We start from the raw sequence: 16,591 nt of genomic DNA on the forward strand, positions 1-16,591 counted from the left end.
GCATTTTTTAAATTCAAACTGAGTATAAGAAATAAGATTGAGTTTTAAAATAAAATTTATTCATGCGATTGCCCTGGCCTTTGAATAGAAAAAATGGACTTGGATAAACTATTATTAGTAATTGAAGGAGGTGGAGTCGATGGAAAACTGGTTAGGTGCAGTAATTAGATTTGTCGTCTCAGCTTTTGTACTTTTAGCAGTAGGTTTCTTTCTACCGGGGTTTGAAATTATAGGTTTTGGTAGTGCTTTAATTGCTGCTATAGTAATTGCAGTTATAGGATATCTTGTAGAAGCCTTAATGGGCGATGAAATTTCACCTCAAAATAGGGGTGTAATTGGTTTTATAACTTCGGCAGTAGTAATCTATCTTACTCAGTTTGTAGTAGCTGATATGACTGTTAGTATAATTGGAGCTGCTTTGGCAGCAGTAATAATTGGAATTGTAGATGCAGTTGTGCCTACGGAGCTAAGATAATTTAAGTTAGCAATTAGCTAAAACACCCCATTTTTTAAACAAAGATTTAGAGAACTTTAGATTAATCTGGATGCTACATTTAGTTATTAGCTAAGTTTAATATTTTATGTACTAATGTAGCATCTCGGATTGGGGTGTATATTATTAATAGAAAGGAGCGAAAATACTAGCTTGCATATATGAATAATTTAGATTCAGGTGTATATACTGATTTAGCTGTAGAGTCTCATAACTTAGCACTGGAAAGAACTTCACAAGAAGTACAAGGAGTTAATTTGGAAGAAGAACAGTTAGATGGGGCGCATATTAGTAGGGTTGAAGTTTTAAACCAACAAGCGGCTCAAGTAATTGGTAAAAAACCGGGTAACTATATAACTATTGAAGCTGAAGAATTAAGGGCTGGAGATCGAGAACTGCATGAGTATTTAAGCGGTGTTTTAGCTAGAGAATTAGCTCAGTTGATAGACTATAATAGTTTAGGCCAAGCAATTAATCAAGAACCTACTATTTTAGTAATCGGTCTAGGTAACTGGAATGCTACTCCAGATGCTTTGGGCCCGCAGGTAGTTCATCATTTGTTAGTAACTAGGCATCTTTATGACTCTTCTCCTCAGGAAGCACGAGAAGGGATGCGCCCAGTTTGTGCTTTATCTCCAGGTGTTTTGGGATTAACCGGAATTGAGACTGCCGAAATTTTGAAAGGGGTAATCGATAGAGTTAATCCAGATTTAGTAATAGCGGTTGATTCTTTAGTATCCAGGGATACTAAGCATTTAGCTTCGACTATTCAAATTAGCAATACTGGTATTTATCCTGGTTCTGGGCTCGGAAAGCAAAGAATTGGAATTACTGAAGAGGATATGGGGGTGCCCGTAGTTGCTATTGGAGTCCCGACTGTAATTAACTCCATTACTATAGTTAGCGATACTATAGATTTGCTGGCTAAAGATGAAAATTTAAATAATACTAATTTGCAGCAGGCCTTACAAGAACAGAAAAAAGAAGTAGTTGATAGTATTTTAGAGCCTTATTTAGGAGATTTAATTGTAAGTCCTAAAGCTATAGATCAATTAATTAAAAATGTAAGTAGAGTGATAGCTGGAGGTCTCAATGTTAATCTCCATCCTGATATTAGAATTGAAGATGTAGGTCTTTATTTGCAGTAGATATTGGCAGGAGCCTTGATTATAATCAGGGCTCCTTTTTTTAAATTTGTTTAAAATAATATCGTTATTTCAATATTGTTGCAGAGTCTTTTAGCTAGATTAGGTTATACTTTTAAAGTTCTTACATAGGTATAAATATAGGGTAGGTGTAATACCTATGTTGGCAAATAGTTTTTCAAAAAAAGCAATTATTTTTTTAATCTGCATAATTATTTTTATAACTTTTATCTTTTTTAATAGTTCTAGAGAGATTAGACTTTTTTCTAATCCAACTTTAGAGCTAGGAGAATATGAAGAGCAAGAATTTTTTGATAGATCTAAACTGTTTTTTCCTTTAGAAATGAATACTGATAATGCTAAAGAAATCTTAAGGCGAGCTATTCCTGTGTTAGGTGTTCAGCAGCAAAGACCTTTAACTTATTTATTTGCCAATCCGCTGGACTTGATAGACTTAATTGCGAAGTCTTTAGTGGATGTTAAGATTAGAGATCCGATTAATATTTTTGAATCTGAACTTCCTTTACAGATGTTAGAAAAAAATACTTTGGCCGATGGAGAAGCTGGGTATTCAAGTGGTGAAGAGGATTTAGCTAAGGAAGAAGAACTCTTTAAAGGAAATAGTAGTTCAGGGCTGGATAGTGGAAGCTTAACTAATGAGCAGCAGAGCAATTTAGCAATTGATGAGGAAAGACAAGCTTCTGAGTTGGAGCTACCTGAACCTAGAGAGCCAGCTGAAGCTGAGGACTTTGCTAGCGGTAATTTAGTGGGGATCTACCATAGCCATACTTCCGAAAGCTATGAAGATGGGGCTAGTGTTTTTGAATATCGTTCTTCTCCAGGAGAGAGAGGCGATATAGTTGAAGTTGGTCGTGAACTGCTTACTACTTTAGAGTCTCAACACGGAATTCAAACGGTTCAATCCCAAGAGGTTACTGATCAGATTTATCGAGAGTCTTACCTTCGTTCGCGCGAGGTAGCTAAAGAGTTAGTATCAGAAAATCCTAATTTGAAAATGTTATTCGATATTCATCGTGATGCAATAGCGACTAAAGATGAATCTTTAATTAGAACTACTATTGAAGGAGAAGATGTGGCGAGGATAATGTTATTAGTTACTAGAACTGAGCCAGGCTTTGAATTAAGTCATCCTGATTGGGAGAAAAATTTAGATTTTGCTAATCGTTTAGCTGATAAGATGGAAGAGATGTATCCGGGTTTGTTGCGGCAAGTAAAAGTGATAGATGATAGACGTTATAATCAGGATTTACATCCTAATACATTGCTGTTGGAGATTGGTGATGTAAATAATACTTTACCGGAAGCTAAACGTTCTGTTAGATTGTTGGCCGATGTAATAGCTGCTTTATTAGTTGAAGAGAGATTTTAGGTAGTTTGATAAATTAAAGAATCGGTGTTATAATTAGGAGGATAAGCTTTAGATAGAGGAGGTTCATAAGGTGAAAGATACTCAACAACAAAGGATTAGGAATTTTTGTATTATAGCCCATATTGATCACGGTAAATCGACTTTAGCTGATAGACTCTTAGAACATACGGAGACTGTAACTGAGAGGGATATGCAGGAGCAGCTTTTAGATAGTATGGATTTAGAAAGAGAAAGAGGGATTACTATTAAGGCTCAGGCGGTGAGAATGGACTATCAAGCTGAGGATGGGCAAAACTATGTTTTGAATTTGATAGATACTCCGGGGCATGTGGACTTTACTTATGAAGTTTCTAGGAGTTTGAATGCTTGTGAAGGAGCGCTGTTGGTTATTGATGCTGCTCAGGGAGTTGAGGCCCAAACTTTAGCTAATATTTATTTAGCTTTAGAAGCCGATTTGGAGATTATTCCTATTATTAATAAAATTGACTTACCTAATGCTGATCCAATGCGTATTAAAGAAGAGTTAATAGATATTGGCTTGGATCCTGATGAAGCTATTTTGACTAGTGCTAAGGAGGGAACAGGAGTTGAGGATGTCTTAGCAGCGGTGGTAAATAGAGTTCCCCCACCTACAGGTGATGTTGATAATCCCTTACAGGCTTTAATTTTTGATTCTGTATACGATCCTTATCAAGGGGTGATTGCTTACTATCGGGTTATGGAAGGTAGTATAAAGCCGGGGATGAAAATTCAGATGATGGCTACTGGAGGCCAGTTCGAAGTGGAAGAAGTAGGAGTCTTTGCTCCGCAGATGGTTTCGGCAGAAGAACTAGCAGTAGGAGAAGTAGGTTACTTGATTGCTGGAATTAAGGAAGTTAAGCAGTCTCAGGTAGGAGATACCATTACTGAGGCTGAAAATCCAGCAACTGAAGCTCTACCAGGTTATCAGCCAGCTAAACCGATGGTCTTTTGTGGTCTTTATCCTGTGGAAGGAGATGATTATGAAGCTTTAAAGGAGTCTTTAGAAAGGTTGCAGTTAAATGATGCCTCTTTGACTTTTGAGCCGGAAACATCGGAAGCTTTAGGCTTTGGTTATCGTTGTGGCTTTTTGGGCTTACTTCATATGGAAATTATCCAGGAAAGACTGGAGCGAGAACATAATTTGGACTTAATTACTACTGCTCCTAGCGTAATTTATAAAATTCACAAAAGTGATGGAGAAGTGGTGGAAATCGAAAATCCGGCCCAGATGCCTGAACGGCAGTATATAGACTTCATTGAAGAACCTTTTGTGGAGGCTACTATTCTTTTGCCGGATGATTATGTAGGTTCAGGAATGGAGTTAGCTGAAACTAGAAGAGGCGAGTTTAAGGACATGCAGTACTTGGATGAAAATAGAGTTAAGCTGGTTTATGATCTACCTTTAAGCGAGATAGTTTTGGATTTCTTTGATCAATTAAAGTCGGTAACTAGAGGTTATGCTACTTTGGATTATGAGTTTCAAGGTTATCGTCAGGCTGATTTGGTTAAATTGGATATTTTGGTCAATAAGGAGCCGGTGGATGCTTTATCCTGTATTGTGCATGAAGAAAAATCTTATCAAATTGGACAAAGCTTAACTAAGAAGTTAAAGGAGTTTATTCCTCAGCAGATATTTGAAGTGCCTGTACAGGCTGCTATTGGTAGCAAAGTAATTGCTCGGCAGACTATTAGGGCTAAGCGTAAAAATGTATTACAGAAGTGTTATGGTGGCGATGTAAGTCGAAAGAAAAAGTTATTGGAACAACAAAAAGAGGGTAAGAAGAGAGCAAAGCAGGTAGGTAGTGTAGAAATTCCCCAAGAAGCCTTTATGGCTGTGTTGGAGATTGATGAATAATAGCTTTGGGCTCTATATCCATATTCCCTTTTGTATTAGTAAATGTTATTACTGTGATTATAACTCTGTATTATGGGAGCCGAGTTTAGTTAAGGAGTACTTAGCTGCTTTGCAAGAAGAATTGAAGCTGTTAGCTGCTAAATATGAACATCCCCGCTTGAAGACTATTTTTATTGGCGGAGGGACTCCTAGCTCTTTAACTGGAGAGCAGATTTATCAGTTATTATTAGCTGTAAATAAGGAGTTTCAAGTAAGTACTGAACTGGAGGTCAGCTTGGAGGCTAATCCTGATACAGTGAATAGCAATAAGTTAGCTATATTAAAGGAAGCGGGTATTAATCGCTTAAGTTTGGGAGTGCAGTCTTTTAATAACAATTATTTACAGAGCTTAGGTAGGGCTCATACGAGGCAGGAGGCTATAGATAGTTATTATTTAGCTAGAGAGATAGGTTTTAAAAATATTAATTTGGATTTACTATTTGCTGTGCCAGGTCAGAGCTTGGCTGATTGGGAGCTTACTTTAAAGCGGGCAGTGCAACTACGGCCTGAACATTTAAGCACTTATAGTTTGGAGATTGTTCCTGGAACTGTGTTTGAACTTTTATTGGAGAAGGGCAGTTTAGATTTAGTTTCTGAGCAATTAGACCGACAGCTATATGAACGAGCTATTGAACTTTTTTTAGCAGCTGGTTATGAACATTATGAAATTTGTAGCTTTGCTCGTCCAAATTATAGTTCGGAACATAATCAGCTCTATTGGCAAGGTCAGCCTTATCTAGCTTTAGGAGCTGGAGTTCATTTTTTCGATGGGGAAGTGAGGGGAAGAAATGTAAACTCACTTAGTAGTTATCTTAGTTACTTAGAACAAGGAAAGTTGCCTTTAGATAAGGTAGAAGTTTTAACTATGGAAGATAAAATAGTAGCTAAAATGATTTTAGGACTTAACTTGAGAGATGGAATTTCTTTAGTTGAGTTTGCTCAGGAGTTCGATAAAGAGTTGACAGATTTATATTCCCAAGAAATCACTAAATTGAAACAATTAGGTTTAATTAAGATAAATGATAATAGAATTGCGCTTAGTAGACAGGGATTGTTAATGGCTAATGATGTTTTAGCAGAGTTTATCCTTTGAAAATATACTGAGTATTTAAGAGTAATGTGGAGTTTAAGGTGTTTAATTACTTTTAATCAGTTTTAAAAAAATTTGACAAATGCTAAGGTAAGTGATATTTTAATTATAGCATTATTAGCACTCGGGGTTGATGAGTGCTAATACTAAGGGGTGATAGCTGATGTTGGAGATGACGGAGCGTAAGAAGAAGATATTGAAAGCTATCATAAATGAATATGTGATGACAGCTGAGCCGGTTGGTTCTCGAACTTTGGCTCGGCGCTATGACTTTGGGGTTAGTTCGGCTACTATTCGCAATGAAACAGCGGATTTGGAGGCTATGGGTTATTTAAAAAAGCCCCATAAGTCGGCGGGCAGGATTCCTTCGGATAAGGGATATAGATTTTATGTTGATACTTTAATGGAGTTAAAGGAGATTTCCAAGCAGAAGCAGCAAGCAATTGAAGAAAATTATCGAGCTAGAGCTAAAGAGATTCAAGAGATAATAGACCAGACTTCCGATATGTTATCGGAACTGACTAAGTATACTTCTTTAGTTTTAAGTCCTAAGACTCAAAATAGTTATTTTCATAAATTAAAGCTATTTGCCTTAGAAGAGTGTCAGGTTTTATTGGTTTTGATTACTGATTTAGGTTTAATTCAGAATAAGGTAATCACCTTACCGCAAAGGCTTAGCAGCTCAGAGTTACAAGAGATTGCTAGGCACTTGAATGAAAAGCTACATGGTTTAACACTCAGTGAGATCGATGAAGAATTATTAAGTAGTTTAGAAAATGAGTTAATTAATCGGCTTAACTTTCTAGAGGGTAAGTTAGATCTTTTAAAGCCTAATTATTTTGTAACTAGTTATGGTACTGATAAGATATATTTGGGCGGAACTACTAATATTTTGGATCAACCTGAGTTTAACAACGATATTCATAAGGTGAAAACGGTATTGAATATTTTAGAAGAAGAGGAATTTTTACGCAACATTTTGGATACTATACCTTATGAACATACTGGAATTAAGATTACTATTGGAGAAGAAAATGACTTTGAGGAGATTAAGGACTGTAGCATTGTGACTGCTACTTATCAGTTAAATGGTCGACCTATAGGTAAGATTGGCGTTTTAGGGCCCACTAGAATGAATTATCCTAATGTGGTGTCCATAGTGGAGTTGGTGACTAAAGTTTTGAATGATTTATTGGCTGATATGAATAAATAAGCTTAATTAGGTGGTGAAGTTAATGGGTGAAGAAGAATTGGTGAATCAGGAGTCTGAGGAAAATAGCAAGACAGATGAGGAAGTGGAAAAGGAAGAAGATATTAAAGAAAACTTAGAGTTGATAACTAATGAGGAGCAAGCAGAAGCAGAAGATGAAGCTGATGAAGAAGAACTGCTAGATGATGAAGTTGAAATAGAGGTAAGCGAAGAAGAATTTCTACAATTAAAGGAAAAAGCAAATCAATTAGCAGAGGAAAATGAAAAGTATAAAGATAGAATTCAGAGATTACAAGCTGAATTTTCCAATTATAAAAAGCGAGTTGCTAAGGAGAAAAAACGTTTACGTTGTACTGCAACTGAGGAGTTATTGATTGAGTTATTGCCTATTATAGATAATTTTGAGCGAGCTCTGTCTTCTGTTAAGGAAGAGCAGGAGTTAGATGAGGTTATTGAAGGATTAAATATGATTTGGAAGCAGTTGCTTAAAGTGTTAGAGGAAGAAGGAGTAACAGAGATAGATACTGTAGGGGAGGAGTTTGATCCTAACTTACACGAAGCAATGATGAAGGTAGAAAGTGCTGAATATGAATCAGGAATAATTGTAGAAGAGCTACAGAAGGGTTATTTATTTGAAGATCAGGTTTTACGTCCAGCTATGGTTAAGGTTGCAGAGTAGTTATAGGACATTGAAGTCTGATAATGATTAATCATAACACTGTAAATTAAATAATAAGGAGGATACAGACAGATGAGTAAAGTAATTGGAATTGATTTAGGAACTACTAATTCCTGCGTAAGTGTGATTGAAGGTGGTGAACCGACGGTAATTCCCAATGCTGAAGGGAATAGAACTACTCCTTCGGTAGTTGGTTTTTCTAAAAAGGGAGAAAGATTAGTTGGTGAAGCTGCTAAGCGGCAGGTTATTACTAATCCAGATCAAACAGAGGTTTCCATTAAGCGACATATGGGAAGTGATTATACAACAGAATTAAATGGTGAGGAGTATACCCCGCAACAGATTTCAGCTATGATTTTACAGAAACTGAAGCGTGATGCTGAGGAATACTTAGGAGGAGAAGTTAAAAAAGCGGTAATTACTGTACCGGCTTATTTCAGCGATGCTCAAAGGCAAGCTACTAAGGATGCCGGCAAGATTGCTGGTTTAGAAGTAGAAAGAATAATTAATGAACCTACGGCAGCTGCCTTGGCTTATGGATTAGATGATGAGAGTGATCAGACAATTTTAGTTTATGACTTAGGTGGAGGAACTTTTGATGTTTCCATTTTAGAATTAGGTGGAGGTGTATTTGAAGTAATAGCTACCAGTGGAAATAATAAACTAGGTGGCGATGATTTTGATGAAAAGATTATAGATTACTTAGCTGAAGAGTTTAAAAAAGAACACGGAATAGATTTAAGAGAGGATAAGATGTCTTTACAGAGATTGAGAGATGCTGCTGAAAAGGCTAAAAAGGAGTTATCAGGGGTAGCTACTACTAATGTGAATTTACCCTTTATTACTCAAACTGAAAGCGGGCCCAAGCATCTTGATGTAGACTTAAGTAGATCTCAGTTTGAAAAGATGACTGCTGATTTAGTGGAAAACACTATGAATCCTACTCGTCAAGCTTTATCCGATGCAGAGTTAAGTAAAAATGATATAGATCACGTATTATTAGTAGGTGGTTCTACTAGGATTCCAGCTGTACAAGAAGCAATTAAGAAAGAGTTAGGCCAGGACCCTAATAAGAGAATTAATCCGGATGAGTGTGTAGCTATTGGAGCTGCTATTCAAGCTGGGGTTTTAGCTGGTGATGTAGATGACCTAGTTCTGTTAGATGTTACGCCTCTGTCTTTAGGAATTGAGACTATGGGGGGAGTATTTACTAAGTTAATCGAGAGAAATACTACTATTCCCGCTGCTGAAAGTAAGGTCTTTACTACCGCAGCCGATAATCAGACTTCGGTAGATATTCATGTCTTACAGGGAGAGCGAGAGATGGCCAAGGATAATAAAACTTTAGGTCGTTTTCAGCTAACGGATATTCCTCCAGCACCGCGAGGAACACCACAGATTGAAGTTACCTTTGATATAGACGCTAACGGAATTGTAAATGTTTCTGCTGAGGATAAAGGGACTGGTAATGAGCAGCAGATTACTATTAAGTCCGATAGTGGACTGTCTGAAGAAGAGATTGAGCAGATGGTACAGGACGCTGAAGAGCATGCTGAAGAGGATAAACGACGTCGTGAAGCTGTGGAGACCGTTACTGAAGCCGATAGCTTAGTCCATCAAGTGGATAAGACGCTAGAAGAGGCTGGCGAAGAGGTTGATACTTCGGTATTAGGTCAGATTGAGACGGCTAAGGAAGAGTTAGAGGAAGTATTAGCTGATGTGGATGTTAACAATGTCGATCCTGATGAGATAGATGTAGACTTGATTGAAGAGAAGAAGGAGAACTTAAGTAATCAGTTGCATGAACTAACTCAGCAGATGTATGCTCAAGCACAACAGCAGGCCCAACAACAAGCAGGAGCTCAAGGCGCTGGTGGCCCTGGAGCCGCTGACGATGATGACGATGTAGTAGATGTAGACTATGAAGAGGTTGATGAAGATGAAGAGGATGAGGAAGAGTAATTAACTTCTATTAAATAATAGCTGTTTGGGAGAGTCAAAGCCAAAGTTTCTTTGGCTTTGACTCTGTTGTTATTGAGAGGTATAATAATTTTAAGGTGGTGAAAGTGATGAGTAAAAAGGATTATTATGAAGTTTTGGGGGTTAGCAAGGATGCTAGTGATAAGGAAATTAAAAGAGCTTATCGAAAATTAGCTAAAAAATACCATCCTGATGTAAGCGATGACCCGCAAGCGGAAGAGAAGTTCAAAGAGGTTTCTGAAGCCTATAAGGTGTTAAGCGATGAAAACTTAAGGGCTAGGTATGATCAGTATGGTCACGCTGGAGTTGATCAAGAAGGCTTTGGTGGAGGAGGCTTTGGCCAAGGCTCTTTTGAAGGCTTTGAAGATATATTTGATATGTTTTTTGGTGGGCAAGGTAGAAGAGGACAACGTCGAAATCGACCCCGCAAAGGAAGCGACTTAAGGTATAATATGACTATTGACTTTGAAGAAGCAGCTTTTGGAGTAGAAAAAGAGATTAAAATACCTCGTACTGAGGAATGTGATAAATGTAATGGTAGTGGCGCTAAAGCTGGTAGTGATGTAGAAAGCTGTGCTAAGTGTGATGGGACAGGTCAGGTTCAATATCGACAACAGACTCCTTTTGGGCAGTTTGTACAGACTAAGACCTGTGATCGCTGTCAAGGTGATGGACAGTTTATTAAAGATCCTTGTCCGGAATGTAATGGTAAAGGCAAGGTGCGACGACGTAGCTCATTAACTGTAAATATTCCCGCTGGAGTGGAAGATGGTTCTAGGCTAAGAGTTGCCGGAGAAGGAGAAGCTGGTGAGCGTGGTGGTCCTGCTGGTGACTTATACGTGGTAATTAGGGTTAAGGATCACGAAATATTTGAAAGACAAGGTAACGATATAATTTGTGAAGTGCCTATTAATATAGTGCAAGCTACTTTAGGTGATGAAATTAAGGTCCCTACTCTGGATGGAAAGGTTAAGTTTAAAATTCCAGAAGGTACTCAACCTGGTAATTCCTTTCGACTGCGTAATAAAGGAATTCCCTATTTGAAAGGTTCCGGACGTGGTGACCAACATATTAAGGTTAAAGTGGTGATTCCAGAGAATTTGAATGAAGAGCAAAAAGAACTAATGAAGAAGTTTGCTGAAATAAGTGGAGAAGAGATAAATCCAGAAAAAGAAGGCTTTTTTGATAAGGTAAAAAGCGCCTTCGGAATGTAAATTAGAGGAGCTAAAATTCATGAAGTGGATAGAGTTAGAGATATTTACTACTTTAGCAGCTTCGGAAGCTGTAACAAATATCTTAACTGAGTTTGGAATCGAGGGATTAAGCAAAGAAAGACCAGCAGATAGTAGCTCAGAGGCTCAAATAATAATTAAGGCTTATTTAGCTGATAATCAGAGCTCTATCAAAAAAATAACTGAAATTGAAGAGAGAATTAAGGATTTGCCTGCTTATGGAATAGATATTACTCCAGGAAAAGTGGCTTTTGAACGAATTTTGGCTGAGGACTGGCATACTTCCTGGCAGCAACACTTTAAACCGCGGCAAATTACCGAAAAATTGGCAATTAAGCCTACTTGGGCTGACTATCAACCCTCCAATGACCAACAAGTAATTGAACTGGATCCTGGTCGCGCTTTTGGTACTGGTCTCCATGCTACCACTACTATGTGTTTAGAAGCTATTGAGGAGTATAGCTTAGGACGAGAAAGTCTTTTAGATCTCGGTAGTGGGACTGGTATCTTATCTATTGCGGCTGCTTTATTAGGAATGGAGAAGGTGTTAGCTGTGGATATTGATGAAGTAGCTGTGGAAGCAGCTAAAGAGAATATTGAGTTAAATGGAGTACAGAATAAGGTTGAAGTTAGGCAGGGAAGCTTAACTAAAGAAGTAGATGAGAAGTTTGATTTAGTGGTAGCAAATATCCTGCCGCATATAATTTGGGAGTTGATAGCTGATCTTAAGCAGGTCTTGGCTGAGAATAGTTTATTTATACTTTCAGGGATTAATATAGAAAAGAAAAGTAAGCTTCAAAAGCGACTGAAGGAGTTTGAATTAACTATTATGAAGATCAAAGAAAGAGAAGACTGGGTAACCTTTATTGGCCAAAGAGGTGAAAGTAATGGGTAGTGAGCATCATTTTTTTGTAGAAGCGGATAATATAGACCAAGAGCAGGTAGTTATTACGGGCGATGATGTAGCCCATATTACTAAATCACTGCGCTTAGAGAGCGGTGATCAATTAAGTGTAGCTGATGGAGAAGGGAATAAGTATTTAGTAGAAATTGTGGAGACTAAGCCGGAGTTAGTAATTACTGAAATTAAGGAAGAGTTGGAGATAAAAGTGGAGCCAGAGCTAGAAGTTACTATTTTACAGGGCCTGCCTAAAAGTAAAAAAATGGACTTGATAGTGCAGAAATGTACGGAGCTAGGAGTAGCTAAGATTATTCCCCTGGAGACGGCTAGAAGTGTAGTTAAGCTAAAGCCTAAGAAGGCCCAGCGACGTTGTCAGCGCTGGCAAAAAATTGCTGAGGAGGCAGCTAAGCAGTCGGGTCGAGCTAAAATACCCCAAATTGGTGAGTTAAGGGACTTTAGTCAAGCTCAGACTTTAATTGAAGAGTATGAGCTGGTTTTCTTAGCCTGGGAAGAGGAGGAAGCAGTTACCTTACAGAATGCTTTAAAAGGGCTTTCGTTTCCTCAGAAAATATTAATAATTATTGGTCCTGAAGGCGGTTTTAGTGCTCAAGAAGTAGCCCAAGCTAAGAGGTGGGGGGCCAAAGTGGTAAGTTTAGGCCCGCGTATTCTGCGCACAGAAACGGCAGCTATAGCCACTTTAAGTATGCTTCTCTATGCTGGAGGAGACTTAGGAGGTAGAGCATGAACAAAGTAGGGTTTTATACCTTGGGTTGTAAAGTGAATCAGTATGATACTGAAGCTATGCTTAATCTATTTACAGAATCAGGTTATGAGATTGTTGATTTCGATGAACAGGCCGACTGCTATGTGATCAATACCTGTACTGTAACTCATCAGGGAGCTCGCAAATCTCGGCAAATGGCTCGGCGAGCTAAGAGAAGAAATTCGGAAGCGGTAGTGGCAGTAGTGGGCTGTTATCCGCAGATTTCCCCCAAAGAAGTTTTGGAAAGCACAGGGGTGGATTTAGTAGTAGGTACTGATGGTAGAAGCCAGATAGTTGATTTAGTAGAACAGGCGCAGCGAGCTACCGAGGCTTTAAACTTCGTGCAGGAGGTTGAGGCTGCTGAAGACTTTGAAGAGTTGCCTATTACTGAAGCTAAGCAAAGAACTCGGGCCTCTTTAAAGGTAGAGGATGGTTGTAATAACTTCTGTGCTTATTGTATTATTCCTTATACTCGCGGGAGAGTTAGAAGTAGGGAGTTGAAGGCTGCTGTAGCTGAGGCTCAGCGTTTGGTAGATAACGATTTTAAAGAGTTAGTGTTAACAGGAATTCATTTAGGTGCTTATGGTGAGGATAAAGATGAGGGATTAGATTTATTGACTTTGATTAAAGAACTTTTAAGTATTGCTGATTTAAAAAGACTGCGACTGAGTTCTATAGAGGTTACTGAGGTTGAAGAAGAGTTAATTAACTTGATTGCTGCTGAGGAAAAGCTATGTTCCCATTTACATCTACCTTTGCAGAGTGGTTCTAATCGGATTTTAGAAGCTATGAACCGTGATTATAGCGTAGAGGAGTATGTAGCTAAGGTAGAAGAAATTAGAGAGCTGATTCCAGAGATAGCAATTACTACTGACGTGATAGTAGGATTTCCGGGAGAGAAAGAAGAGGACTTCTTAAAGACTTATCAAACTATTGAGAGTTTGGAGTTTAGCGATCTGCATATTTTCAAGTATTCTCAACGAGAAGGTACTCCGGCAGCTAAGTTTCCGGAACAGGTGCATTCTAAGGTCAAAAAAGAACGTAGTGCTAAGTTACATCAATTAGGAGCTAAGCTATCTAAGAAGTATAAGCAACAGTTTATCGGTCACAAATTAAAAGTGTTGTTTGAGGCAGAAAGAGATAATGAAAGTGGTTTATTGACTGGTTTGAGCGATAATTACTTACGAATTTTGGCTGAGGGTGAAGATAAATATCAAGAATGCTTAGTAACTGTTCGAGTAAAGGAAGTTCATCAAGACTACTTATTAGCTGAGATTTGTGAGTAGTTATAATAATTAAATGGTTTGAAAAGCAGGAATTTATAATCGGGCCCAGAATATAATCTTCAAGAGGGAGGTGGAAGCTGTGTCTGAATGCCTATTTTGTCAGATCGTGGCTAAAGAGGTTGATAGTGATATTGTATATGAGGATGAAAAAGTAATTGCTTTTAAAGATATCAATCCCCAAGCACCGGTGCATTATTTGATCATACCTAAAAAACATATAGAGACTATTTTGGATTTAGCAGAGGAAGATCAGGAGTTAATTGGACATATCCATCAGGTAGCTAATCAACTAGCATTTGAAGCAGGAATTGCCGATGATGGTTTTAGGATTGTGAATAACTGTAAAGATGCTGGAGGACAGACGGTCTTTCATTTACACTTCCATTTATTAGGTGGAAGAAATTTACAGTGGCCGCCAGGTTAATTTTTAGTTAATGGGTAAAAGTTAATAGTTGAAGTTCAAAACTATCTAATGATTGATAGTTTTAATGGTTTTGAATGTATGATTTTGAATTTTAACTGTCAACTAATACGGAGGTGCAAAGAAACTCAGTTATTTACAAAGTATTGTAATGATAGACTTAGATTTAATTGAAAGCATTTTAATTTTAAGAGGGAGGGGAGTAAATATGTCCCTAAAAGAAAGACTGCTTGCTGACATGAAGGAAGCTATGAAGTCAGGAGCAAAGAAAAAACTATCAGTAATTCGGATGGCTCGAGCTGCAATTAAAAATGTGGAGATAGATGAACGCAAGGATCTTAGCGATGAGGAGATAATAGCTATTTTAGCTAAGGAGGTTAAGCAGCGTAGAGAGTCTATTGAGGAGTATAGAGGTGTAGGTAAGGAGGATGTAGCGACCGATTTAGAGGAAGAGATTAATATTCTTAATCAGTACTTACCGGAGTCATTATCAGAAGCTGAAATAGTAGATTTAGTTGAAGAGACTATTGAAGAGGTAGGAGCCGAAGATATGAGTGATATGGGAGCAGTGATGGGAGCTATTATGCCTCAAGTTAGAGGTAGAGCAGATGGTAATAAGGTTAATAATTTAGTTAGAGAAAGGTTACAATAGATATTGGCAAGGACTTTGCTCGGTGCTTTTGCTTGGGTACCGAGTATTTTTATATCAATTAGGAAAAATAATTGGAAAGGTTGACTGAAGATGGAGAAAGCTATTCGTTCTAAGTTGCTAATTATTGTATTAATAATACTAGTAGTTTTTTTAGCTACTACTGCACTTGAGACTGAATTATCGGCTCAAGATACTGAACAGCAATTAATCTATCATCTACCAATACACGGGGATATAGATTTAGGCTTAGCCAGTTTTGTGGATAGAGGAGTGGCTACAGCCGAAGCCGAAGGAGCTAGCGCTTTATTGGTAAGTGTAGATAGCTTTGGGGGCTTAGTTAAAGCAGGAACCCAAATTCGAGATCGACTATTGGCTACGCAGTTGCCAGTGGTGGTATATGTTCGCGGTAGAGCTTGGTCGGCCGGAGCTTTGATTGCTTTAGCTGGCGATGAGCTGTTTATGGAAAGAGGAAGTAGCATTGGAGCTGCGGAGCCTAGTCCTGATACTGAGAAGAATATTTCTGCTTTGCGAAAGGAGTTTCAATCTACGGCTGAAAGAACTGGTCGAGATCCTCAGTTAGCAGCAGCAATGGTAGATGCTGATTTGGAGATAGAAGGAGTAGTGGAAGCAGGAAAAATATTAAGTCTCAGTGCTAGTGAAGCTAAAGAGTTAGGGTTTATCCAGCAAGTAGTCGCTAATCAAAGTCAAGCTTTAGAAGAAGCTGGTTATACTGATTATGAGCTACAGAGGGTAGAACCTAATTTAAGAGAAAACTTAGCTAGCTTTACTTCAAATCCAGTAGTAAGTACTATTCTATTAACGGTAGGCTTTATGGCTTTGGTGATTGAAGCTATTACTCTAGGCTGGGGCGGGGCCGGTAGTGTTGGCCTTTTATCCTTAGGGCTCTTTTTTACAGGTAGATTAATTGCTGGAACTACCGGAGTAGGCTTGCTATTGTTATTTTTATTAGGTGTTTTTCTATTAGCCTTAGAGGTTTTAGTAGTGCCTGGCTTTGGAGTAACAGGAGTTGGTGGTATTGCTGCTATTATTACTAGTCTATTCTTTACTTTTGAGAATCAAGAGGTTGCTGTTTATGTACTTAGTATTTCGGTGGTAGCTAGTATCTTAGGTTTAGTGATCTTTATTAAGTACTTTTTAAAAAGCTCTGCTTGGAGTCGAATAGAGCTGGCTACAGAGCTGACTACTGAAAAGGGGTATCGCAGTAGTATAGGTAGTGAAGACTTAATTGGCAAGCTGGGTAGGACTGTTACCCCTTTACGTCCGGCTGGAATAGCTGAAATTGAGGGTAGAAGAATAGATGTAGTTTCTGAGGGAGGTTTTGTGCCGGCTGAAGAAGAGGTTAAAGTGGTATCGGCTCGAGGTAGTAGAGTAGTGGTCAAGGAAGTTAACAAAAATAAAGAAGAGGAGTGAGAT

General features: G+C 38.2%; 15 protein-coding genes. All 15 read left to right on the forward strand.

Going from position 1 to position 16,591, the window contains the following annotated elements:
- Positions 1–139 precede the first annotated feature (139 nt).
- Positions 140–475, forward strand: coding sequence for a phage holin family protein (locus tag MWH30_RS08695; protein ID WP_248663686.1), 336 nt, complete (start codon positions 140–142; stop codon positions 473–475).
- A 179-nt stretch (positions 476–654) separates the two neighbouring features.
- Positions 655–1,641 (forward strand): GPR endopeptidase, encoded by a 987-nt coding sequence (gene gpr / locus MWH30_RS08700; protein ID WP_248663687.1) that lies wholly within the window; start codon positions 655–657, stop codon positions 1,639–1,641.
- A 157-nt stretch (positions 1,642–1,798) separates the two neighbouring features.
- Positions 1,799–3,028 carry a stage II sporulation protein P gene (spoIIP, locus tag MWH30_RS08705; protein ID WP_248663688.1) on the forward strand — a complete coding sequence of 410 codons (1,230 nt, stop codon included), beginning with the start codon at positions 1,799–1,801 and terminating at the stop codon, positions 3,026–3,028.
- 70 nt (positions 3,029–3,098) lie between these two features.
- Entirely contained in the window at positions 3,099–4,904 is a 1,806-nt protein-coding gene (gene lepA, locus MWH30_RS08710; protein ID WP_308221611.1) for a translation elongation factor 4, read from the forward strand.
- Positions 4,897–6,036 carry a radical SAM family heme chaperone HemW gene (gene hemW, locus MWH30_RS08715; protein ID WP_248663689.1) on the forward strand — a complete coding sequence of 380 codons (1,140 nt, stop codon included), beginning with the start codon at positions 4,897–4,899 and terminating at the stop codon, positions 6,034–6,036. Before lepA ends, hemW begins: the two co-directional genes overlap by 8 nt.
- Positions 6,037–6,196: 160 nt before the next feature.
- On the forward strand, positions 6,197–7,246 hold the full coding sequence (gene hrcA, locus MWH30_RS08720; protein WP_248663690.1) for a heat-inducible transcriptional repressor HrcA: 1,050 nt from the start codon (positions 6,197–6,199) through the stop codon (positions 7,244–7,246).
- Between the two features lie 22 nt (positions 7,247–7,268).
- Positions 7,269–7,922 carry a nucleotide exchange factor GrpE gene (gene grpE / locus MWH30_RS08725; RefSeq protein WP_248663691.1) on the forward strand — a complete coding sequence of 218 codons (654 nt, stop codon included), beginning with the start codon at positions 7,269–7,271 and terminating at the stop codon, positions 7,920–7,922.
- Positions 7,923–7,994: 72 nt separating this feature from the next.
- On the forward strand, positions 7,995–9,884 hold the full coding sequence (gene dnaK / locus MWH30_RS08730) for a molecular chaperone DnaK (RefSeq protein WP_248663692.1): 1,890 nt from the start codon (positions 7,995–7,997) through the stop codon (positions 9,882–9,884).
- A 107-nt stretch (positions 9,885–9,991) separates the two neighbouring features.
- Positions 9,992–11,116 carry a molecular chaperone DnaJ gene (dnaJ, locus tag MWH30_RS08735; protein ID WP_248663693.1) on the forward strand — a complete coding sequence of 375 codons (1,125 nt, stop codon included), beginning with the start codon at positions 9,992–9,994 and terminating at the stop codon, positions 11,114–11,116.
- A gap of 19 nt (positions 11,117–11,135) precedes the next feature.
- Complete coding sequence (gene prmA / locus MWH30_RS08740; protein ID WP_248663694.1) at positions 11,136–12,029, forward strand: 50S ribosomal protein L11 methyltransferase; 894 nt, start codon at positions 11,136–11,138, stop codon at positions 12,027–12,029.
- Complete coding sequence (locus MWH30_RS08745; RefSeq protein WP_248663695.1) at positions 12,022–12,780, forward strand: 16S rRNA (uracil(1498)-N(3))-methyltransferase; 759 nt, start codon at positions 12,022–12,024, stop codon at positions 12,778–12,780. Before prmA ends, MWH30_RS08745 begins: the two co-directional genes overlap by 8 nt.
- The gene (gene mtaB / locus MWH30_RS08750; protein ID WP_248663696.1) at positions 12,777–14,084 is read left to right on the forward strand and encodes a tRNA (N(6)-L-threonylcarbamoyladenosine(37)-C(2))-methylthiotransferase MtaB; all 1,308 of its coding nucleotides are present in this window, start codon (positions 12,777–12,779) and stop codon (positions 14,082–14,084) included. Before MWH30_RS08745 ends, mtaB begins: the two co-directional genes overlap by 4 nt.
- Positions 14,085–14,163: 79 nt before the next feature.
- On the forward strand, positions 14,164–14,508 hold the full coding sequence (locus MWH30_RS08755; RefSeq protein ID WP_248663697.1) for a histidine triad nucleotide-binding protein: 345 nt from the start codon (positions 14,164–14,166) through the stop codon (positions 14,506–14,508).
- 205 nt (positions 14,509–14,713) lie between these two features.
- Positions 14,714–15,157: a GatB/YqeY domain-containing protein gene (locus MWH30_RS08760; protein ID WP_248663698.1), complete on the forward strand. Its 444-nt coding sequence runs from the start codon at positions 14,714–14,716 to the stop codon at positions 15,155–15,157.
- A gap of 90 nt (positions 15,158–15,247) precedes the next feature.
- A complete protein-coding gene (locus MWH30_RS08765; protein ID WP_248663699.1) occupies positions 15,248–16,588 on the forward strand; it encodes an NfeD family protein in 1,341 nt (446 codons plus the stop codon).
- The last annotated feature ends 3 nt before the right edge of the window (positions 16,589–16,591 follow it).

It is taken from the genome of Fuchsiella alkaliacetigena (assembly GCF_023227765.1).
GTDB lineage: Bacteria > Bacillota > Halanaerobiia > Halobacteroidales > Acetohalobiaceae > Fuchsiella > Fuchsiella alkaliacetigena.